Origin of the sequence: Streptomyces enissocaesilis (genome assembly GCF_039533765.1) — a bacterium.
GTDB classification, from domain to species: Bacteria; Actinomycetota; Actinomycetes; order Streptomycetales; family Streptomycetaceae; genus Streptomyces; species Streptomyces enissocaesilis.
Window position 1 is genome coordinate 129730 of the sequence record NZ_BAAAUD010000031.1, and the last position, 21287, is coordinate 151016.

The window sequence follows — 21287 nt, forward strand, 5'->3', positions numbered from 1 at the left end:
GGACAGGAGGTCAGCCGACGGCCTTCTTGATGCGCTCGTCGGTGGTGTCCCACGCCTTGCCGGGTTCGGTGCCCTTGTCGACGAGCTGGAGGCCCTGCGAGAAGATGTCCTTGATCGCGCCGTCCTTGCGGCCGAGGACCTGCTCGTTGGGGATGTCCTGCGCGGCGGCGCCGAAGATCTCGCCGGTGGGAGCGTCACTGAAGTACTCGTGCTTGGCACCGGTGACCTCGGGCTTGCTCAGCGCCTCCTGGGAGGAGGGGAAGTTGCCGAGCTTGCCGAAGATGTACGCCTGCTGCTCGGGCGCGGTGAGCCAGGCGACCAGCTTCTTGGCCTCCTCCTTCACCGGGCTGTTCTCCATGACGCCGAGGAAGGTGCCGCCCCAGTTGGCGCCCTTCGGAGCCTTGGCGATGTCCCACTTGCCCTTGTTCGCAGGGCCGGCCTTCTCGCTGATGTGGGCGAGCATCCACGCCGGGCACACGGTGGAGGCGAAGGTGCTGTTGGCCAGGCCGGGGTCCCAACCCGGCTGGAACTGGGGCAGCTTGGCGCTCAGGCCCGCCCGCCCGGCCTCGACGGCCAGGTCCCAGGCGTCCTTGATGACGGGGCTGTCCTGGTAGACCAGTTCGCCGTCCTTGTCGTAGAACTGCTCGCTGTTGCCGTAGATGGTGGCGTTGAACAGGCCGGAGGAGGCGTCCATGAAGGCCACCTTCTTGTTCTTGTTGCCCGCCTTGAACTGCTTGCCGACCTCGACGTACTTGGCCCAGTCGCCTTCCCACAGCTTGGCGACCTCCTCGCGGTCGGTCGGCAGACCGGCCTGCTCGAACAGGTCCTTGCGGTAGCAGACCGCCATCGGACCGATGTCCGTGCCCAGACCGATGACCTTCTTGTCCGGCGTGGTGACCTGGCTGAGCTTCCACGGCAGGAAGTGGTCCACGCCCTCGACCTTGGACATGTCGGTGAATTTGTCGGCCTGGGTGTCGACGAGTTCCTTGGCGCGGGCGATCTCTATGCCCTGGATGTCCTTCAGACCGCTGCCGGCGGCGAGGCGGGTCTGCAGCGCGGTGTAGTACGTCTGCTCGTCGCCCGCGACCTCGGCCTTGACCGTGACGTCCGGGTTCTCCTTCATGTAGCGGTCGAGGAGACCGGTCTCCTTGATGCCCATGACGCCGAACAGGCCCATGGTGATGGTGACCTTGCCGTCCTTGACACCGCCGCCGGTGCCACCGCTGTCGCTGCCGCTGCATCCGGCGACCAGGCCGAGTGCGGCCACGGTCGAAACGGCCGACACGACCCTTGTGCGCAACAGCTTGTGAGCCCTGCTCATTTAGCCCTCCCAGTGGCGGCGCCGACGCCCCGGAGGGCAAGCCCCCGGCCGGTCCGCTCTGCGGCTTCGATGATGGAGTGGGTACGTTCCCACTTGGTGGTGGGAACGTGCCCACCACGGTTCACGAAGACTGACCGCCGGGCGTCAGGTCTGTCAAGAACTTGAATCCACTTCGTTGCACACCGATGTCGTCGACAATCCGCTGGGAGCCGCGAAGCTCGGTTACCGTCTGGCACAATGCGCTGGTGAACGGCGCCCGGACGCCGTTCTACGAGGAGGAAGCCATGGAGGGAAGGCGACGCCCGACCATCAAAACCGTGGCCGCGAGAGCCGGCGTGGGGCGTACGACCGTCTCACGTGTCATCAACGGTTCGACGCTCGTCAGCGAAGAGGCGCGGGCCGCCGTCCTGGCCGCGATCGACGAACTCAACTACGTTCCGAACTCCGTTGCCCGCGGCCTCGTCACCAGCAGGACCAACTCCATCGCGCTCGTGATCCCGGAGTCCGAGAGCCGCCTGGGATCGGAGCCCTACTTCTCGGCCGTCATCCGCGGCGTCAGTACCGGCCTGGCCGACACCAGGACCCAGCTCCAGCTCATGCTCGTACGGGACAAGGGCGAGCGGGACCGGCTGACCGACTCGGTCGCCGAACGGCGCGTGGACGGCGTGCTGCTGGTGTCGGTGCACGAGCAGGATCCGCTGCCCGGCCTGCTGGAGGACATGGGCCTGCCGACCGTCCTCGCCGGCCGGCGCTCCCCCACCGAGTCCCTCAGCCACGTCCACTGCGACAACCTCGGCGGTGCGACGGCCGCGGTCCGGCACCTGCTGGGGCGCGGCCGGACGACGGTCGCCACGATCGCCGGTCCGCTGGACATGGACGTGGGCCGTACGCGGCTGCAGGGGTGGCGGGACGCGCTGGCCGAAGCAGGCTGTGACGCCGGCCGGCGGCTGGTCGCCTCGGCCGACTTCACCGAGGCCGGAGGCGAGCACGCGATGCGTTCACTTCTTGAAGCGGCGCCTGACCTGGATGCCGTCTTCGTGGCGTCCGACGTCATGGCCGCCGGCGCGATGATGGAACTGCGCAGGCAGGGACGGCGCGTTCCGCACGACGTGGCCGTGGTCGGCTTCGACGACTCGTTCTTCGCCCGCCACACCGACCCTCCCCTGACGAGCGTGCGCCAGCCCATCGAGGAGATCGGCACGATGATCGCCCGCATCCTGCTCCAGGAGATCGCCGACCCCGAAGCACCCCGGCAGCACACCCTGCTCCCCACGGAGCTCATCGTCCGCGACTCCTCGTGAGCAGGCCGGCCGGCACCGGGCCCGTTCCCCGGAGCGGCGGCCGGCGCCGGAAGGCGTAACGCTGCGCACCCGCTCCCCCACCCTCGGGCATATCCGTCGATCAGATGTGTGAGACGGATCTGAGGAGGAAGGCGACCAGGACGCTCGCGCCACCAGCGCCCCGCGAGGGAACGCTGCGCACCGGGCGCGAAGCGGAACGAGCCGGCCAAGGAGAGCAAGTGAGCGCACGCAAGAACATATTCGTGATCGGCCTGGACGAGGCCAATCTGCCGACCCTGCGCGCCGTGCCCGACGCACAGCAGTACGAGTTCCACCCCCTGCTCACCATCGAGGAGCTCCAGCACGGCGAGGTGTCGGTGGCGGAGCTGTTCGAGAAGGCGCAGAAGGTGCTCGACGCCTTCGACGGCAGCATCGACGCGATCGTCGGCTACTGGGACTTCCCCGTGAGCACGCTCGTGCCGATGCTCGGTGAGCGCTACGGCACGCGCAGCACCAGCCTGGAGTCCGTCGTCAAGTGCGAGCACAAGTACTGGAGCCGGCTGGAGCAGCGGAAGGTCGCCGACGAGCATCCGCGTTTCGGCCGGGTGGACCTGGAGACGGACGATCCGCGACCGCCCGAGGGCGTGCGCTTCCCCATGTGGCTCAAGCCCGCCCTGTCGTACTCGTCGGAACTCGCCTTCGGCGTCAAGGACCAGGAGGAGTTCCTCGAAGCGGTCGAGGCGATCCGCAAGGGCGTCGCCCGGGTGGGCCGGCCCTTCGAGTACGTCCTCGACCGGCTCGACCTGCCCGAGGAGATGGCCGGTGTCGGCGGTCAGGTCTGCCTGGCCGAGGAGGCCCTCTCCGGGATCCAGGTAGCGGTGGAGGGGTACGTCCACGACGGCGAGGTCACCGTCTACGGCGTCCTCGACTCCATCAACTACCCGGACTCCTCCAGCTTCCTGCGCCACCAGTACCCCTCGGCCCTGCCCGAGCCGGTGGTGCGCCGGCTGCACGACGTGTCCGAGCGGGTGATGCGGCAGATCGGCATGGACTCGGCGACCTTCAGCATCGAGTTCTTCTACGACCCGCGGACCGACGCGATCAACCTGCTGGAGATCAACCCCCGGCACTCGCAGTCGCACGCGGAGCTGTTCGAGTACGTCGACGGCGTCCCGAACCACCACTGCATGCTCAGCCTCGCCCTGGGCAAGGACCCGTCCCTCCCGCACCGGGCCGGCCCGTACAAGGTGGCCGCCAAGTGGTACTACCGGTGGTTCGCCGACGGCGCGGCCCACCAGGTGCCCACCCCCGAGGACATCGAGCGGATCGAGAACGAGATCCCGGGCGTGCGGGTCCACGTGGTGCCCGAGGAGGGACAGCGCCTGTCGGAGACTCCGCACCAGGACAGCTACAGCTACGAACTGGCCCACATCTTCACGGGTGGGAACAGCGAAGAGGAGCTGCGGGAGAAGTACGACCGCTGCGTGGCGGCCCTGGGCCTGACCTTCGACGAGACCACACCGGGCGGCCGCGACCAGAAGAACGTCTGAGGACCCGAGGGAAAGGAGCGCCCCGCCGTATGCGTTTCGTGAGCAACCTGCCGTACGCGACGAAGGAAGAAGAACACGTCCTCGTCCCCATGTCCGACGGCACCCGCCTGTCGGCGCACGTCTGGCGTCCGGTCTCCTCGGACGAGGAGCCGGTGCCCGCGGTGCTGGAGTACATCCCCTACCGCAAACGCGACCTGACCGCGGTCCGCGACTCGGTCAACCACCCGTACATCGCGGGCCACGGCTACGCCTGCGTGCGCGTGGACCTGCGGGGCACCGGCGACTCCGAGGGGGTGCTGGCCGACGAGTACCTGGAGCAGGAGCAGGCCGACGCCGAGGAGGTCCTCGCCTGGCTGGCCGAACAGCCCTGGTGCGACGGCGCCACCGGCATGATGGGCATCTCGTGGGGTGCCTTCGCCGCCCTCCAGACCGCGGCCCGGCAGCCACCGAGCCTGCGCGCCGTCGTCATCGCGTCCTTCACGGACGACCGGTACGCCGACGACATGCACTACATGGGCGGCGCGATGCTGTCGGACAACCTCGCCGAGGCGGGGACGATGTTCGCGTACGCAACCTGCCCGCCGGACCCGGCGGTGGTCGGCGACCGCTGGCGCGACATGTGGCACGAGCGGATGGAGCACACCCGCCCGTGGGTCCTGGAGTGGCTGCGCCACCAGCGCCGCGACGACTACTGGCGGCACGCCTCGGTGTGCGAGGACTACGCGGCCGTACGCTGCCCCGTCCTCGCGTCCAGCGGGTGGGCCGACGGCTACTCCAACGCGGTGACGCGGCTGCTGGGGAATCTGGACGTACCGCGCAAGGGTCTGATCGGACCCTGGTCCCACAAGTTCCCGCACCTGGGCGAGCCCGGTCCGGCCATCGGCTACCTCCAGGAGGTCGTGCGCTGGTGGGACCACTGGCTCAAGGGCGTCGACAACGGCGTCATGGACGGTCCCATGCTCCAGGCGTGGATGCAGGACAGCGTGCCGCCCTCGACGTCGTACGAGGAGCGGCCCGGCCGGTGGGTCGGCGAGCCGGACTGGCCCTCGCCGCACATCGGGCCGGTCACCCATCCGCTGCTGCGCCACCGCATCGTCAGGCCGGGGGAGACAGTGCCGGCGAAGGACGGCGGTGAGGACGGCGAGGACGTGATGACCGTGCAGTCACCGCTGTCCGTGGGGCAGTTCGCGGGCAAGTGGGCTTCGTACAACGCCCCGCCGGACCTGCCGTACGACCAGCGCGAGGAGGACGGCGGTTCGCTGGTCTTCGACACAGAACCGCTGGACGAGCCGGTCGAGGTCCTCGGCTCCCCGACCGTCGAACTCGACCTCTCCGTCAGCGAACCGGTGGCCACCGTCGCCGCCCGCCTCTCCGACGTCGCGCCCGACGGCCGTGCCACCCGCGTCACGTACGGCGTGCTCAACCTGACGCACCGCGACGGCACGGGCGAGCCCGAACCGCTGGAGCCCGGCCGGCGTTACCGCGCCACCGTCCGGCTCAACGGCGTGGCCCAGGTCTTCCCGCCCGGCCACCGCATCCGGCTCTCCCTGTCCACGTCGTACTGGCCGCTGGCCTGGCCGCCGCCCAGGCCCGTCCTGCTGAGCGTCCACGAGCGGTCCAGCACCCTGACGCTGCCGGTGCGCCCGGCCGACGAGCCGGACGAACTGCCGCAGCGCCCCTTCGGCGAGCCCGAGGGTGCTCCGCCCCTCACCACCACCCGGCTGTCGCCCCCCGAGCAGCGCTGGGAGGTCAAGCGCGACCTGATCGGGTACGACTCCGCGCTGGAGATCGTGAAGGACCGGGGCACCGTGCGCATCGACGGCATCGGGCTCGACGTCGGCTGTCGCGCGTACGAGCGCTACACCGCCACGGCCGACGACTTCACCTCCGTCGGCGGGGAAGCGGCCTGGACCATGCGGTTCCGGCGGGACGACTGGGACGTACGCGTGGAGACCCGCACCGAACTGCGGTGCAGCGAGACGGAGTTCTTCGTCGACGCGACCCTCGACGGGTACGAGGGGGAGCGACGGGTCTTCTCCCGCACCTGGAACGAGACGCTGCCGCGGGACTGTCTGTAAACAGTCCCCCCTCGGGGCGGTCCGCGCCGAAATGCAACGCGCAGCGTAGTGGATCGACTACGCTGCGCTGCGTCGCATGGTGGACCGCACATCCGAGGGGACCCTGAGTGAATCGCGTTCGCACCGTACTCGCCGCGCTCGGCATCACCGCCGCGGCGGCGCTCGCGCCCGCCGCGAGCGCCGCCCCGCAGCAGCACGAGGAACGGCCCTCCGCCGGCGCGCCCCGGCCCGGGCCGTGCACCGGCTCGTTCCGGGGCGACGCACGGCTCGGGCCCGAATGGCTTCCGCGCAAGCACGAGAAGCCGGTGGGTCCGCTGCTGAAGGGCTACCAGCGGACCGGGAAGCTGTCGTCGGAGGACTTCCTGAAGAAGTACTGGCAGGGTCCTGCCGACTCGGGTGGCTGGAAGTATCCGCCCAACGACGGGTTCGGGGAGGTCAACGGCGAGGTGGACAAGGAGCCGACGAAGCTCCGCGACGGCCGGCGCCTGGACCGTTTCGGTTCGGAGTACGGTTCCTACCTGGCGCCCGCCGGCGACCCGTACGCCAAGCGCGCGCTGCCTCCGCAGAACCTGAACACCCGTGAACCGTCGGTGCCGTGCGACTACCGCGTCTACGAAGTCACCAAGCCGTTCTGGGTGTGGCAGGGCAGCATCGCGCCGTGGTTCGAGCAGCCGGGCGGCGGGCAGCAGATCAAGCTCGACCAGGTGTTCCTGAATCCGGGCGAGGGACAGCGGCTGAACGTGAAGTGGCTGCTGGAGCACGGCTACCTCGAACCGGTCGGCGCGTAGCCTCGTCCTCATGGATCGCCACGAACTGCGGGTCGCGCTGAGCGCGGCGGGAGTGCCCGACGACTGCTTCCGCATCGAAGGCGTCCACGAACCGGTCCCCACGCCCCCCGACTTCCTGTATCTGAGGAAGATCCGGGGCGGCGGCGGGGCGTGGGAGACCGGTGCGTACGAGCGTGGTGTCCACGAGCCCGTCAGCCGGCACGCGAGCGAGGCCGAGGCCTGCGCGCAGCTGCTGCGCCTGCTCACCCGACCCTCGTGACCCTTCCGGTCCCGGTCACTCCCATTGCACCGTCAACGTGGCGGACGCCCCGGACTTCAGGAACACGTACGCCGTGGTGGTGGGCGCGGACGCCAGGCGCAGGCGCACCTGGGTCGTCCCCGTGTCGTTGACCGTCGTGAAGTCGGCCGAGGTCTGCGTGCCGGAGGCGAACCGGCCGATCTCCGCCACCCCGGACACCGACGCGGCGGCGCTCCAGTCGTCGGCGGCCGTCGCGCAGCCCGCGCCGAAGCAGCCGGACCTGACGTCGAGGACCATACGGTTTCCGGACGCCCAGGGATCACCGCTGCCGCTGCCGTACGCCACGGTCAGGAAGGCGCGCTTCACGGTCGCCCCGTCCGGTACGGACGAGGTGTCGAACGAGAGCAGCGCGCGGTTGTGCAGCCCGTCCGCGCCCCGGCCCACGGCCACGCCGTAGGTGCCTTCCAGGGGCCCGGCCGCCGGTCCGGCGCCGGTGGCCGACGCCTTCACGTATCCGTCGTCGGCGGCCCGGCTCGGCAGCACCACCGTTTTCGTGCCGCCTCCGGGAGGCGGCGGTGTTCCGCTGTCGTCGAGGCCCCAGAACTGTCCGATGCGGTACGCGGCGCACAGGTCGACGTCGAGGATGTAGGCGCCCGCGACGCCGCACTGCTCCGCGCCGGTCCCGGGGTCGACGGGCTGGCCGTGGCCCATGCCGGTGATCGAGTAGGTCTCCACGACCGGCCGTCCCGCGCTGTCGCGGTACACGGCGTGCGGGTGGCCGGCCACGGTGTCCGAGGTGTCGGGCGTGGTGTCCGCGCCGTGGACATGGGTCCACTGCTCGACGGTCTCCGTCATGTTGGCGGGTACGACCGTCGTGTCGCGCGTTCCCTGCCAGACGGAGACGGCCGGCCAGGGGCCCGCGTAACCGGGGTACGCGGCACGGACCTTGTCGCCCCAGGCGGCGGGCGAGAGGTCGGTTCCGGGGCTCATGCAGCCGTAGGCGGCCGCGACGGAGGTCGCGCAGGCGTACGGCAGGCCGGCCACAGGGGCTCCGGAGGCGAAGACGTCGGGGTACGCGGCCAGCATGACGTTGGTCATGGCCGCGCCCGCGGACAGCCCGGTGGCGTGGACGCGGGAGGGGTCGCTGCCCAGGTCCGACTTCATCCGGTCGGTCATCTGCTTGACCGACAGCGCCTCGCCCGAGCCGCGCCCGATGTCCGCGGACTCGAACCAGTTGAAGCAGGAGTTGAGGTTGTTGCCGGACTGCTGCTGGGGCAGCAGGAGCGCGAAGCCCCAACGGTCGGCCCAGGTCGTCCAGCCGGTCTCCGTGTCGAACGCGGCGGCCGACTGGGTGCAGCCGTGCAGGGCCACGACGAGGGGACGACCGGTCGGCAGGCCGTCCGGAACGTACCGGAACATGCGCAGGTTGCCGGGGTTCGTCCCGAACCCGGTGACCTCGGTGAGCGACGCGGCCCGGGCGGCGGGCGCGAAAGCCGTCCAGCCGGCGCCGAGCAGCGTGGCCAGCAGCGCCAGCAGGACCGCGACGGCGGGGAGTCTCTTCTTCTTACGAGAGGGGTGTGCATCCATGGCGGCTCGCTCCTTCAGAAGGCCCCCGTCCGGAGAGGGACTGTAGGGCCGTCCGTACGCCGCGCAGGAGGGGGCGGCGCCACCTTCACCCGTCGTGCGCGATGTGGTCCGGACACGTTGCCGTCCGCCGCACCGTCCTTCGCGAAACGGCCCGGACAGCGATGCTTTTCAGTCGAAGCGGCCTGACCGAAGAATGAACCACCTGACCACAAGAGCAGGTCAGAGGGTCGTTTTGCGTTGTACCACCGACGCCTGTCCACATGATGGACACCCCGTCACAGGACATGCGCACCGGGCCCGAGCTGCCCGAACGACCATTCGGTCACCGTCGCCCGGTCCTCCACGGCCGGAATGGGGCGATCAGTGTGCGTTCACCGTGCGCATCGGCAACACTCCACAGCGCAACAACCCCGTAACTGATCCGAACCCAGAGGAGAAACACCCATGCGTCACATCCGGAACACGCTCGGCGCCCTCGGCGCGGCGGCCGTCCTGACGCTCACCGGCGCCGTCACCACGGGCACGGCGCACGCACAGCCGGCCGAGGCGACCGGTCTCTACGCACCGTCCGCCCTCGTGCTCACCGTGGGTTCGGGGGAGGAAGCCTCCACGGCGACCGTCGGGCGAGCCGTGACGCTGAGCTGCGCCCCCCGCCCCGGCGGCACCCACCCGTCCCCCCAGGCCGCCTGCGAGGAACTGCGCGCCATGCACGGCGAGCTCTCCGGGCTGATCGACACGTCGCCGCAGCGGATCTGCACGCGCGAATGGGACCCGGTCGTCATCACCGCCCAGGGCGTGTGGCAGGGCAAGCCGGTCTCCTGGTCGGCCACCTTCGGCAACGCATGCGAAATGAAGGGCGGCCTGACGGAGAACGCGCTGTTCGCCTTCTGACCGGCGCCGCGCACGGAAAAGCCCCGGCTGGTCGGGGGAAACCAGCCGGGGCGGCAAGGGTGCGGGCGCGGAGGGCGGTCGCCTCTCGGCGCGTGGCTCCACGGGGCTTCAGCCGAACGGTCTTCCCCACGGCCGGAGGTGAGGCCCGGGGACACCGTCCCCTCCGTACCCACATCTGGTTGAACGGCCAACCGCAGGTGGATGTTCCGCTCCCCTCCCCGGCTCCGGCGTGATGTGCGCCACTGACCTGCCCGGAGACAGCACCCTGCTCGTCATGGACGGATGCTGTGAGGCCTCCGCCGCTGTCTCCCCGGGGCGGTTGTACGGACTACGAACACAGTCCTTTGTCGGCATCCTGCGTCACTCGGGGCTCCTCGGCCCCTCGCCTTCCTGCCTCCCCGGCCCCCCGCCCCCCGGGATCAGGGTCGCGGCGGGGCGAGGTGGGGGAAGCGGAGTTCGGTGCGGCTGCGCGCCGTCTCGCCGGGGCGCAGCACGGTGGTGGGGTGGCCGGGTCGGTTGGGCGAGTCGGGGAGGTGCTGGGTCTCCAGACAGACCGCGGCGTGCCGTTCGTGGCGCCGGCCGGCGGCGTCGGCGAACGAGCCGTCGAGCTGGTTGGCGGTGTAGACCTGGATACCGGGCTCGGTGGTCCACACCTCCATGACCCGCGTCGCGCCGGGGGCGGTGAGCCGCGCCGCGCGGCGGAGGGCGGGACCGGATCCGGGGGCCGGGCCGGGCTCGGGGTCGGGGTCGGGGTCGCGCAGGATCCAGCAGTGGTCGAAGCCGCCCGCCGACCGGAGCTGTCCGTCCGGCAGGCCGATCCGCTCCCCGATCACGTGCGGGCTGGTGAGGTCGAACGGTGTGCCCCGGACGTCCGCGGCCGGACCCTGCGGAATGCCGTCCTCGTCCACGGGCAGATACGCGTCGGCGTCCACTTCCAGGGTGTGGCCGAGGATGTCGCCGTCCGCGGCCAGGTCGAAGTACGCGTGGTGGGTGAGGTTGACCACCGTGGGGCGGTCGGTGGTCGCCGTGTAGGCGAGGGCGAGCGTGCCCGACGTGTCGAGGGTGTACGTCACCGTGACGTCGAGCGCGCCGGGGAAGCCCATGTCGCCGTCGGGGCTGTGCAGGGTGAGCCGCAGGACCGCGGCGTCGGCGGTGCTGTGCGCCGCCGCTTCCCACACGCGGGTGTGGAAGCCGTCGGGGCCGCCGTGCAGGGCGTGGCCGCGGTCGTTGGCGGGGATGCGGTACGTGGTCCCGTCGAGCGTGAAGCGGCCGTGCGCGATGCGGTTGGCGTAACGGCCGACGAGGGCGCCGAAGTAGGGGTGCTTCCCCGTGTAGTCGTCGAGGGTGGCGAGCGACCGGACGACCGAGGCCCCGGCCCCCTCGGTGTCCGGCACGGTGAGGTTGTGCAGGATGCCGCCGTAGGTGAGCACCTCGGCCCGTACCCCTGTGCCCGGGTCGAGGGTCCAGAGGTCGACCGTGGTGTCCGGGTCCCCGGGGACGGTGCCGAACGGTTCGCGGTGCGCGGTGGGGCGGGGCATCGGAGATCCTTGTGACGAGCGGGCGGGTGAGCGGGTGAGCGGGTGAGCGGGTGAGCGGGTGAGTGAGCGTGAGGGACGGCCGGGGCGGGCTTCTCGGCCGTCCCTCACGTTCCGGTCCGCCGGGGTCCGGTCGATTCGCGGACGACGAGGCGGTAGCCGGGGCGGGCCCGGCGTGGTTCGGGCACCGGTTTTCCCGAGAGCCGTTCCACGAGGCTGTCGACGGCGAGCCGGGCGATGGCCTCCTTGTCCGGCGAGATCGTGGTGAGCGTGGTGGTGCCGTACCGGCCCTCCTCGATGTCGTCGAAGCCGACGACGGCGACGTCGGCCGGGATGTCCAGTCCGCGCTCGGTGAGCGTGCGCATCGCCCCGACGGCGATCAGGTCGTTGTACGCGAAGACCGCGTCGGGGCGTTCCCCGCGGTCGAGGAGGGCCGCCATGGCCGCGGCCCCGTCCTCGCGGCCGTAGCCGTCGGTGACCACCACGAGTGCCTCGTCGGGTGTGATGCCCGCGGCGGCGAGCTCCTCGCGCCAGCCGCGCAGCCGCAGGTGGGCCGGCTGGCGTTCGCGGCCGGTGCGCGAGCCGAGGAAGGCGATGCGGCGGTGCCCCTGGTCGAGGAGGTGCCGTACGGCGGTCCTGGCCGCCGCCACGTTGTCGATCGCGATGTGGTCGTACGGGGCTTCGTACTCGCGCTCGCCCAGCAGGACCAGCGGTGCGGTCTCCTCGCGCGCCATCAGGTCCTCGGTCTCCAGGTGGATGGGGCTGAGGATCAGACCGTCGATCACATGGGACCGGAAGCCCTGGCTGACCAGGAGTTCCTTCTCCCGCAGTCCGGCGGTGTGGTCGACGAGGACGGTGTAGTCGTGCCGGGCGGCCGCGTCGACGACCGCGCCGGCCAGTTCCGCGAAGTACGGGTTGCCGAACTCGGGGACGGCGAGGGCGATGATGCCGGTGCGGCCCTTGCGCAGGTGGCGTGCGGTGAGGTTGGGGCGGTAGCCGAGTTCGTCGATGGCCTGCTGCACCTTGGCCCGCATTTTGGGGGTGACGTGCTGGTAGTTGTTGACCACGTTCGACACGGTCTTGATGGACACGCCCGCCCGTTGCGCAACGTCCTTGAGGCTGACGCCCACGGCTCTCCTCGGCTCGGCCTGGCCGGGTGTACCGGCTCCGGCGCTTCAGGTGGTTCAGGTGGTTCAGGTGTTCGGACGATTCAGGTGGTTCTGCGGCTGCGTGCCAGGTAGCGCTGCGCCACGACGACAACGATAAGGAAGCCTCCACTGACCACCGACTGGTACGAGGAGTTCAGCGAGCCGATCTGGTTGATCAGGTTCTGGATGACGGCCAGCAGCAGGACGCCCCAGAGCGTGCCGCTGACCGATCCGGCGCCGCCGACGAGGAGGGTGCCGCCGATGACGACGGCGGAGATGGCGTCCAGCTCCATGCCCACGCCGACGATGGTGACGCCGGAGGACAGCCGGGCGGCGCTGAGCGCACCGGCGAGTCCGGCCAGCAGCCCGCTCAGCGTGTAGACGAGGATCTTCGTACGGGCGACGGGCAGCCCCATCAGGGTGGCCGCGTCAGCGCTGCCGCCGACGGCGAAGAGCGTCTGCCCGAACGAGGTGCGCTGCAGGAGCAGCCCCCCGGCCCCGAACAGCGCCAGGGCGATCAGGACGGGATGGCCGAAGCCCCAGACGCCGCCCTGCCCGAGCTCGGCGAAGGCGGAGTCCTTCGGAACCAGGTACGTCGTCGCTCCCTCGTCGGTGAAGGCGAGGAGGATTCCGCGCGCGGCCAGCAGGGTGGCGAGGGTGACGATGAAGGGCGCCATCCCGGCGCGGGCGATGAGCACCCCGTTGAGCAGGCCGAACGCGCCGCACACCACCAGGGGCACCAACAGCGCGGGGAAGAAGCCCCACGGGGACGCCCAGGCGGCGAGGACGCCGCCGAGCGCGAACACCGAGCCGACCGACAGGTCGATGCCGCCCGTGATGATGACCAGGGTCATGCCGAGGGCGACCACGGCGAGGAACGACGCCTGCACGGTCATGCCGCGGGCGTTGTCCAGGGTGGCGAACGTCGGGTAGACGAAGGAGGCGACGAGCACGACGGTCAGCAGCACCGCGAGGACGCCCTGGCGCTGCACGAGTTCCGCGACGCGCTGCTTGACGGCCGGTTCGGCGGCACGCGCCGGGCCCGGGGCGCTGCCGCCGGCCGGGGCGGGCGTCTGCACCGGTGTGCGCACCGGAGAGCCGGGTGCGGGGGTGGTTTCGTTCATCGGGACCGACGCTCCCGGGCGACGTAGACGGCGGCGATGATGATGGCCGCCTGGGCGATCTGTGCGGTGGAGTCGGGCAGGTCGTGCTTGACGAGGGTGGCGCGCAGCAGCTGCATCAGCAGGGCCCCGGCGACCGTGCCCAGCACCCGGACGGAGCCGCCGCTGAGCGGGGTGCCGCCCACGACGACCGCGGTGATGGCGGAGAGTTCCATGAGGGTGCCGAGCGAGGAGGGGTCGCTCGCGGTGAGCCGGGCCGTGGCGAGGATGCCGGCCAGTGCGGCCAGTACTCCGCAGAGCACGTACACCCCGATCAGTACGCGCCTGACGGGCAGTCCGGCGAGCGCGGCGGCGGGGCGGTTGCCTCCGATGGCGACGACCTGGCGTCCGAAGGTGGTGCGCCGGACCAGGAAGGCGACGGCGACGGCCAGCACCCCGGCGATGAGGACGACCAGGGGCACGCCGAGGAAGGAGCCGGTTCCGAGGGCGAGCAGGTCGGGGTTGACGATCTGCTTGAGCTGCCCGTCGGCCATCACCAGGGCGAGCCCCCGGCCGCCGACGAACAGCGCGAGGGTGGCGACGATGGGTTGCAGCCCGACCAGTGAGACCAGGGTGCCGTTGACGGCTCCGACGGCCGCGCCGGCGAGGAGGGACACGACGAGCGCCGGGACGAGCCCGTACCCGAGGTAGAGCGGCAGGAACGCGGCGGCGAGCGCCATGGTCGAGCCGACCGACAGGTCGATGCCCTCGGTGCCGATGACCAGGGCCATGCCCAGCGCCACGATGACGACGGGGGCGACCTGCACGAGCTGGGTGCGCAGGTTGCCGGCGGTCATGAAGTGCTCGGTGAACAGCGCGTTGAAGAGCAGCAGCACGGCTACGGCCACGTACACGCCGTATTCCTGGTACCAGGCGGGATCGCGCAACCGCGCCAGGGGGCGTGCGGGCGGGGAGAGGGTGGCCTGGGCGGTCATCGCGGGTCCTCCTGAGCGGCCGGGTCCGGGGCCGGGGCGGCCTTCCCTCCGGGCACCGGCGAGTGGTCGGCGAGCACTTCGAGGAGCCGGCTCTCGCCGACGTCGTCGCCCTCCAGTTCGCCCGCGACGGCGCCGCCGCGCAGGACGACGATCCGGTCGGCGCCCTCGACGAGTTCCTCGATGTCGGAGGAGACGAGCAGGACGGCCAGGCCCTCGCGGGCGAGGTCGTCGATCAGGCTCTGGACCTCGGCCTTGGCGCCGACGTCGATGCCGCGGGTCGGCTCGTCGAGCAGGAGGATTCTGGGTTCCAGGCAGAGCCAGCGGGCCAGCAGGACCTTCTGCTGGTTGCCGCCGGAGAGTTCGCCGACCTTCTGCTCGGGGCTCGACGCCTTGATCCGCAGTCGCTTCATGAAGATGTCGACGACGCGGTTCTGCCGCGCGCGGGAGACCACGCCGGCGCGGGAGAGGCGGGGCATGGCGGCCAGCACGATGTTCTCGCGCACGGACAGGCCGGGGACGATCCCTTCGGCCTTGCGGTCCTCGGGCAGCAGGCTGATGCCCGCGCGGACGGCGCCCGCCGAGGTGAGGCGGCGCAGCGTGCGGCCGCCGACGGCGATCTCTCCCGAGTCCAGGCGCAGCGCCCCGGCCAGCGCCTTCACCGTCTCACTGCGGCCGGAGCCGAGGAGGCCGCCGAGACCGAGCACTTCGCCGCCGTACAACGACAGGGACACGTCGTGGAGCCGGTGGCGGCTGGAGAGGCCGGTGGCGGTGAGTACGGGGGTGCGGGACGCCTCGTGTCCCCCGGCGGCGAAGCCGGTCAGGCCGGTCCGGCCGGCCTTCGCCAGGTCCCGGCCGAGCATCATGGACACGAGCTGCATCCGGTCGAGGTCCGCGAGGTCGCCGGTGTGGACGTGCCGGCCGTCGCGGAGCACGGTGACGCGGTCGCAGATCCGGTAGAGCTCGTCCATGCGGTGGCTGACGTAGAGGACGGCGATGCCCTGGCCGCGCAGGTTCCCGATGACCCGGAAGAGGGTCTCCACCTCACGCGGTTCGAGTGAGGAGGTGGGTTCGTCCATGATGACGACCTGCGCGTCGACCGAGACGGCGCGGGCCAGGGCGACCATCTGCTGGGTGCCGATGCCCAGGGTGTGCAGGGGCCTTCGGGGGTCGACGCGTACGCCGAAGCCGTCGAGCAGCTCCGTCGTCTCCCGGTGCATCCGGGCGAAGTCGATGAGGCCGACGCGGTTCCTGGGTTCACGGCCCAGGAAGATGTTGCGCGCCACGCTCATCAGCGGGACGAGGTTCACCTCCTGGTAGATGGTGGAGATGCCGGCCTGCAGGGCCTCGGACGGCCGGGTGAACCGCACGGGCCGGCCGGTCATCCGCAGCTCGCCCCCGTCGGGCCGGTACACGCCGGTCAGCACCTTGATGAGGGTGGACTTTCCGGCGCCGTTCTCGCCCACCAGCGCGTGGGTCTCCCCCGCGCGCAGGGAGAAGGTGACGTCGTCGAGGGCGAGGACACCCGGGAACCGCTTGCTCACCGCGCGGGCTTCGAGGACGGCGGCAGCGGCGGACGGGGCGGCGGCTTCCGGTGCCTGGTGGGGTACGGGTACTGCTTCGGGTGGTGCCATGGGTCTGACGGCCTTCCGACTGGTCCAGGGGGACGGGCCCGCAGGCCGCCGCGGCAGGTGGGAGCGCCACGGCGGCGGGCCGCGGAGGATGGGGGCGCCACGGCGGCGGGCCGCAGGAGTCAGTGCGCTCAGTAGGCTCCGCCGAGCGATGCCTTGGCGTTGGTCTCGTCGTACGCGCGGTCGGTGATGACGACGTTCTCCGGGATCTCCTCGCCGGCGTAGAACTTCTCGGCGGTGTCGAAGGCCAGCGGGCCGAAGCGCGGGTTCGACTCGATGACGGCGTTGTACTCGCCGTCGACCAGGGCCTGGACGGCGTTGCGGGTGCCGTCGACAGAGACGATCTTGACGTCCTTGCCGGGCTTCTTGCCGGCCGCCTTCAGCGCGGTGACGGCGCCGAGGCCCATCTCGTCGTTCTCGGCGTAGACGGCGGTGATGTCGGGCTTGGACTGGATGAGCTGCTCCATGACCTGCTGGCCCTTGTCGCGGGCGAACTCCCCGGTCTGCTGGGCCACTATCTCCAGCCCGGGGGCCTCGGCCTCGATCCGGTCGACGAAGCCCTTGGTGCGGTCGGTGGTGACGTTGTTGCCCGACGAGCCGAGCAGGATGGCGACCTTGCCCTTGCCGCCTGTCGCCTTGATCATCGCGTCGGCGGCGCGCCTGCCCTGCTCCACGAAGTCGGAGCCGAGGAAGGCCACGTAGTCCTTGCACGGGGTGGAGTTGACCTTGCGGTCGATGGTGAGGACGGGGACCTTCTTCGCCGCGGCCGCCTTGAGCGCGGGCTCCAGGCCGTCGGAGTTCAGCGGGGCGACGATGAGGAACTGGGCACCCTGGGACAGCATGTCCTGGATGTCGCTGATCTGCTTGGAGAGCTGCGACTGCGCGTTGGTCGTGAGCAGTTTCCTGACGCCGACCTTGGCGGCCTCGTCCTTGATGGACCGGGTCTCGGCGATACGGAACGGGTTGGCTTCCTTCTCCGACTGGGAGAAGCCGACCACCGCGTTCTTCAGGTCCAGTTTGGGTCCGCCGTACGTCTTCAGTGAGCAACCGGGGCCGGAGGACTTCTCGGGGGTCTTGGCCTCCTGGGCGCCCTGGCCGCTGTCACCGCCCGCGGTGGCCGGGGTCTCCGACTTGGAGCAGCCGGAGGCGGCCAGCGTGGCGGTGGCGGCGAGCAGGCAGGCGACGGCGAGGTGACGGCGGGATCGGCGCTGGGTGATCATGCGCGGGCGCTCCTTGGCGGGATGACGGCACTCCGGTCGGCGTGCGGTCGGGGCATGGCTGGATGGCACATCGGCCGCGTTCATGACTGATGCCGGTGCATTCCTTGCATTCCTCACGACCCCGCTTCGAGCTGCGCACACTGCGGTCGTGAGGGTCTGCGCGGCCTGCCGGCGGCTCGGTTTACAACGTTATATAGGCGGCGCGGCTCGGACGGCAAGAGAGTTGTCGGCGCGTTTCCAAAATGTGTCGCGCCGCCGCGCGGTGACGGGTCGGCCGACCCCTCTCCGTCCGGCCGGTACCGGGTGCCGCACATTCCCTGGACAGTCGGTGGACGGCGTGCCGCCATACCGCCGGGCCTCAAGTTTCCAGCGTCGCACGGCAGTTGTCTTCCGCGCGCCCCCATCGCACAGAGGAGACGCACCGATGACCCGTGTGTCCCTGCCCGGCCGCCGGCCGTGGTGGAGACGCTCGACCCTGGCGAGCGCACTGCCGGCTCTCGTGGCGTGGAGGCGCCCCGGGCCCCCCGGCCCGCGTCCGGCTTGGCCGTGGGACCTGGACATGGCCGGGGCCGCGTGCCGCCGGCCTCAGGCGTCGCCCGTGACCGGGCCTTCGACGATGTGCTTCCGGACGATGCGCGCGGACCCGCTCGGGCCGGAATCCCCGTACGCGCAGGGCCGCCCTGTCGTGGTGCGCGTCGTCGCCCCCTGCGTGCCCGGGCGGTGCGGGACCGCCTCGCACCAGTGAGGTACGGCGCGCGGCCGGACCCTGAGTCACCACCCCACACGCGTCACAACGGGTGCCCGACCACGATTTCGACGAGGGAAGGACAGGCGCCCCGCCGCTTTGTCCTGACCGCGGAAGAAGTTGTGAATGCGGATGCGAAAGGGGTTACGCGGCGGGACCAAGCCCGCTAACTTCCTTGAAATGAACCGGACATGCGTAGGTGGCCGGTGACCTTCCGGCGCGACGGCGCGCGCCTGGCTCCTCCGGCGGGACTTACTTCCCGGTCCGTCGGACACCCCCACCCTGTTGGGAGACTTCTGTGCGCAAAAGACCCTTCAGACCCCGTCAGATCCCCGCGCTACTGCTCACCGCGTTGCTCACCGCGGGCTTCCTGGCACCCGCCGGTTCCGCCGCGGCCGCTCCCCGTGACGCGGACCGGGAGACCTCGGCAGCCGGGGCCCGAACCGCAGCCCCAGCCGCAGCCGAGGAGTTCCAGCAGGTCACCCTCGCCAAGGGCGTCGCGGAGACCGGCGAGCCGATGACCATGGCGGTCCTCCCCGACCGCTCGGTACTGCACACCTCACGCGACGGCACGCTACGCCTCACGGACGCGGCGGGCACGACGAAGGTCGCGGGAAAACTCGACGTCTACAGCCACGACGAGGAAGGGCTCCAAGGCATCGGCGTGGACCCCGGATTCGCCTCCAACCGCCTCATCTACCTGTACTACGCCCCGAAGCTCAGCACCCCGGGCGGCGACGCCCCGGGTGACGGCACGGCCGCCGACTTCGCCCCCTTCGACGGCGTGAACCGGCTCTCCCGCTTCTCCCTCGGCACCGACGGGACCCTGGACCTCGCGAGCGAGAAGAAGATCCTCGACGTACCGGCCTCGCGCGGGATCTGCTGCCACGTGGGCGGTGACATCGACTTCGACGCGCAGGGCAACCTGTACCTCACCACCGGGGACGACTCGAACCCCTTCGCGTCCGACGGGTACACGCCGATCGACGAACGCGCGTCCCGCAACCCGTCGTACGACGCCCAGCGTTCCTCGGGCAACACCAACGACCTGCGCGGCAAGGTGCTGCGCATCAAGGTGAACGCGGACGGTTCGTACTCCACCCCCTCGGGCAACCTCTTCGCGCCCGGCACCGCCAAGACCCGCCCCGAGATCTACGCCATGGGCTTTCGCAACCCGTTCCGGATGAGCGTCGACAAGGCCACCGGGACCGTCTACCTCGGCGACTACGGGCCCGACGCGGGAACGGCGAGCGGGACCCGGGGCCCCGCCGGCCAGGTCGAGTTCAACCGCATCACCAAGGCCGGGAACTTCGGCTGGCCGTACTGCACCGGCAAGAACGACGCGTACACCGACTACAACTTCGCCACCGGCGCCTCCGGCGCGAAGTTCGACTGCGCCGCCCCGAAGAACAACTCCCCCCGCAACACCGGTCTGACCGACCTGCCCCCGGCCCAGCCCGCCTGGATCCCGTACGACGGCGGCTCGGTACCCGAGTTCGGCAGCGGCTCCGAGTCCCCCATGGGCGGGCCGGTCTACCGCTACGACGCGTCCTCCACCTCGGCCGTCAAGTTCCCGCAGAGCTACGACGGGAACTTCTTCGCCGGGGAGTTCGGCCGCAAGTGGATCAAGCGGATCGCGCAGGGCACCGACGGAACCGTCCAGTCCATCAACGCCTTCCCCTGGAGCGGCACCCAGGTGATGGACATGGCCTTCGGCCCCGACGGCGCGCTGTACGTCCTGGACTACGGCACCGGTTACTTCAGCGGGGACGCGAACTCGGCGCTGTACCGCATCGAGCACCTCACCGACGGCCGCTCCCCCATCGCCCAGGCCAAGGCCGACCGCACCTCGGGCAAGGCACCGCTGGCCGTGGCGTTCTCCTCGGCCGGCACCTCCGACCCGGACGGGGACGCGCTGAGTTACGCGTGGAAGTTCGGTGACGGGGGCACGTCGACCGCCGCGAACCCCTCGCACACCTACACGGCCAACGGCCAGTACACCGCCACCCTCACCGTCTCCGACACCACCGGCAAGAGCGCCACCGCCTCGGTGCAGGTGACCGTCGGCAACACCGCGCCGACCGTCAGGCTGGAACTGCCGGTCGACGGCCGGATCATCGACCCGGGCGCGGCCGTCCCGTACAAGGTGACCGTCACCGATCCGGAGGACGGCACCATCGACTGCTCCAAGGTGAAGATCACCTTCATCGTCGGGCACGACAGCCACGGCCACCCGCAGACCTCCGCGACCGGCTGCTCCGGCACGGTGCAGACCATCGCGGACGGCGAGCACGACCCGAACGCGAACATCTTCGGCGTCTGGGACGCGGAGTACACCGACAAGGGAGCGAACGGCCAGCCCGCCCTGACCACCCACGCCCAGCACATCAGCCAGCCCAGCCACCGCCAGGGCGAGCACTACGGCGGTTCGTCGGGCGTCGAGGTCGTCAGCCACACGCCGGCCCATGGCGGCAAGACGGTCGGCTACATCGACAACGGCGACTGGATCTCCTTCAAGCCGTACGCCCTCGACGACGCCACCCGGTTCACCGCCCGGGTCGCCTCCGCAGGCGCCGGCGGGACGATCGAGGTACGGGCCGGCTCTCCCACCGGGACCCTCCTGGGCACGGCGACGGTCCCCGTGACCGGTGGCTGGGAGACGTACCAGGAGGTCGGCACCGCGCTGTCGAACCGGCCCGCCGGTACGACCACGCTGCACCTCGTCTTCAAGGGCGGCAGCGGATCGCTCTTCGACGTGGACGACTTCCGCTTCACCACCTCGGGCAGCGGCGGCGGGGCGCGGACGGGTGAGGTGAAGGGCGTGAACGGCAAGTGCCTGGACATCGCGGACGGCGCGTCCGCCGACGGCGCCCAGGTCCAGGTGTGGACCTGCAACGGCAGCGGCGCCCAGAAGTGGACGCTGCCCGGCGACGGGACGCTGCGGGCGCTGGGCAAGTGCCTGGACATCAGCGGCGGAGCAACCGCCGACGGCACGAAGATCCAGCTGTGGACCTGCAACGGCAGCGGCGCGCAGCAGTGGGCGCCCCAGACCGACAGCACCCTGCGCAACCCGCAGTCGGGCAAGTGCCTCGACGCCGAAGGCGGCACCTGGAACGACGGCACCCGCACCCACCTGTGGACCTGCCACACCGGCCCCAACCAGAAATGGACCCTGCCGTAGCA

15 protein-coding genes are annotated in these 21287 nt (G+C 70.9%); 7 read left to right on the plus strand and 8 right to left on the minus strand.

Going from position 1 to position 21287, the window contains the following annotated elements; translation table 11 throughout:
* Positions 1–10: 10 nt before the first annotated feature.
* Positions 11–1321, minus strand: a complete 1311-nt coding sequence (locus ABD374_RS14475; RefSeq protein ID WP_344495132.1) for an ABC transporter substrate-binding protein — start codon at positions 1319–1321, stop codon at positions 11–13.
* 284 nt (positions 1322–1605) lie between these two features.
* Here ABD374_RS14475 and ABD374_RS14480 point away from each other — a divergent pair, with 284 nt between their 5' ends.
* The 5 genes from ABD374_RS14480 to ABD374_RS14500 all read left to right on the plus strand — a co-directional run bounded on the left by ABD374_RS14480 (position 1606) and on the right by ABD374_RS14500 (position 7276).
* Positions 1606–2622, plus strand: coding sequence for a LacI family DNA-binding transcriptional regulator (locus ABD374_RS14480; protein WP_344495201.1), 1017 nt, complete (start codon positions 1606–1608; stop codon positions 2620–2622).
* Between the two features lie 218 nt (positions 2623–2840).
* Positions 2841–4151 (plus strand): ATP-grasp domain-containing protein, encoded by a 1311-nt coding sequence (locus tag ABD374_RS14485; protein ID WP_344495134.1) that lies wholly within the window; start codon positions 2841–2843, stop codon positions 4149–4151.
* Between the two features lie 29 nt (positions 4152–4180).
* Positions 4181–6229, plus strand: a complete 2049-nt coding sequence (locus tag ABD374_RS14490) for a CocE/NonD family hydrolase (RefSeq protein ID WP_344495135.1) — start codon at positions 4181–4183, stop codon at positions 6227–6229.
* Between the two features lie 107 nt (positions 6230–6336).
* Positions 6337–7017, plus strand: a complete 681-nt coding sequence (locus ABD374_RS14495; RefSeq protein WP_344495137.1) for a TNT domain-containing protein — start codon at positions 6337–6339, stop codon at positions 7015–7017.
* Between the two features lie 10 nt (positions 7018–7027).
* The gene (locus tag ABD374_RS14500; protein WP_344495139.1) at positions 7028–7276 is read left to right on the plus strand and encodes a hypothetical protein; all 249 of its coding nucleotides are present in this window, start codon (positions 7028–7030) and stop codon (positions 7274–7276) included.
* A gap of 15 nt (positions 7277–7291) precedes the next feature.
* On the opposite strand, the gene ABD374_RS14505 is transcribed toward ABD374_RS14500, so the two are convergent.
* Complete coding sequence (locus ABD374_RS14505; RefSeq protein ID WP_344495141.1) at positions 7292–8842, minus strand: extracellular catalytic domain type 1 short-chain-length polyhydroxyalkanoate depolymerase; 1551 nt, start codon at positions 8840–8842, stop codon at positions 7292–7294.
* Between the two features lie 444 nt (positions 8843–9286).
* Between ABD374_RS14505 and ABD374_RS14510 the strand changes: the two genes are divergently transcribed.
* Positions 9287–9733, plus strand: a complete 447-nt coding sequence (locus ABD374_RS14510) for a subtilase-type protease inhibitor (protein ID WP_344495143.1) — start codon at positions 9287–9289, stop codon at positions 9731–9733.
* Between the two features lie 419 nt (positions 9734–10152).
* On the opposite strand, the gene ABD374_RS14515 is transcribed toward ABD374_RS14510, so the two are convergent.
* From ABD374_RS14515 to ABD374_RS14540, 6 genes are all read right to left on the minus strand, one after another.
* A complete protein-coding gene (locus ABD374_RS14515) occupies positions 10153–11271 on the minus strand; it encodes an aldose epimerase family protein (RefSeq protein ID WP_344495145.1) in 1119 nt (372 codons plus the stop codon).
* 104 nt (positions 11272–11375) lie between these two features.
* Positions 11376–12398, minus strand: a complete 1023-nt coding sequence (locus tag ABD374_RS14520) for a LacI family DNA-binding transcriptional regulator (protein ID WP_344495147.1) — start codon at positions 12396–12398, stop codon at positions 11376–11378.
* Between the two features lie 80 nt (positions 12399–12478).
* Positions 12479–13540 (minus strand): ABC transporter permease subunit, encoded by a 1062-nt coding sequence (locus tag ABD374_RS14525; RefSeq protein WP_344495149.1) that lies wholly within the window; start codon positions 13538–13540, stop codon positions 12479–12481.
* On the minus strand, positions 13537–14511 hold the full coding sequence (locus tag ABD374_RS14530; RefSeq protein WP_344495151.1) for an ABC transporter permease: 975 nt from the start codon (positions 14509–14511) through the stop codon (positions 13537–13539). The genes ABD374_RS14525 and ABD374_RS14530 overlap by 4 nt, the downstream gene beginning before the upstream one ends.
* Positions 14508–16142 carry a sugar ABC transporter ATP-binding protein gene (locus ABD374_RS14535; protein WP_344495153.1) on the minus strand — a complete coding sequence of 545 codons (1635 nt, stop codon included), beginning with the start codon at positions 16140–16142 and terminating at the stop codon, positions 14508–14510. The genes ABD374_RS14530 and ABD374_RS14535 overlap by 4 nt, the downstream gene beginning before the upstream one ends.
* A gap of 128 nt (positions 16143–16270) precedes the next feature.
* Positions 16271–17359, minus strand: a complete 1089-nt coding sequence (locus tag ABD374_RS14540) for an ABC transporter substrate-binding protein (protein WP_344495155.1) — start codon at positions 17357–17359, stop codon at positions 16271–16273.
* A gap of 1073 nt (positions 17360–18432) precedes the next feature.
* Between ABD374_RS14540 and ABD374_RS14545 the strand changes: the two genes are divergently transcribed.
* Positions 18433–21285: a PQQ-dependent sugar dehydrogenase gene (locus tag ABD374_RS14545; protein WP_425577241.1), complete on the plus strand. Its 2853-nt coding sequence runs from the start codon at positions 18433–18435 to the stop codon at positions 21283–21285.
* Positions 21286–21287 lie beyond the last annotated feature (2 nt).

What these genes read in the sequence shown, in the direction of transcription:
- ABD374_RS14475 (WP_344495132.1), bottom strand. Translation starts at nt 1,321, where the DNA reads ATGAGCAGGGCTCACAAGCTGTTGCGCACAAGGGTCGTGTCGGCCGTT.
- ABD374_RS14480 (WP_344495201.1), top strand. Translation starts at nt 1,606, where the DNA reads ATGGAGGGAAGGCGACGCCCGACCATCAAAACCGTGGCCGCGAGAGCC.
- ABD374_RS14490 (WP_344495135.1), top strand. Translation starts at nt 4,181, where the DNA reads ATGCGTTTCGTGAGCAACCTGCCGTACGCGACGAAGGAAGAAGAACAC.
- ABD374_RS14500 (WP_344495139.1), top strand. Translation starts at nt 7,028, where the DNA reads ATGGATCGCCACGAACTGCGGGTCGCGCTGAGCGCGGCGGGAGTGCCC.
- ABD374_RS14505 (WP_344495141.1), bottom strand. Translation starts at nt 8,842, where the DNA reads ATGGATGCACACCCCTCTCGTAAGAAGAAGAGACTCCCCGCCGTCGCG.
- ABD374_RS14510 (WP_344495143.1), top strand. Translation starts at nt 9,287, where the DNA reads ATGCGTCACATCCGGAACACGCTCGGCGCCCTCGGCGCGGCGGCCGTC.
- ABD374_RS14515 (WP_344495145.1), bottom strand. Translation starts at nt 11,271, where the DNA reads ATGCCCCGCCCCACCGCGCACCGCGAACCGTTCGGCACCGTCCCCGGG.
- ABD374_RS14525 (WP_344495149.1), bottom strand. Translation starts at nt 13,540, where the DNA reads ATGAACGAAACCACCCCCGCACCCGGCTCTCCGGTGCGCACACCGGTG.
- ABD374_RS14530 (WP_344495151.1), bottom strand. Translation starts at nt 14,511, where the DNA reads ATGACCGCCCAGGCCACCCTCTCCCCGCCCGCACGCCCCCTGGCGCGG.
- ABD374_RS14535 (WP_344495153.1), bottom strand. Translation starts at nt 16,142, where the DNA reads ATGGCACCACCCGAAGCAGTACCCGTACCCCACCAGGCACCGGAAGCC.
- ABD374_RS14540 (WP_344495155.1), bottom strand. Translation starts at nt 17,359, where the DNA reads ATGATCACCCAGCGCCGATCCCGCCGTCACCTCGCCGTCGCCTGCCTG.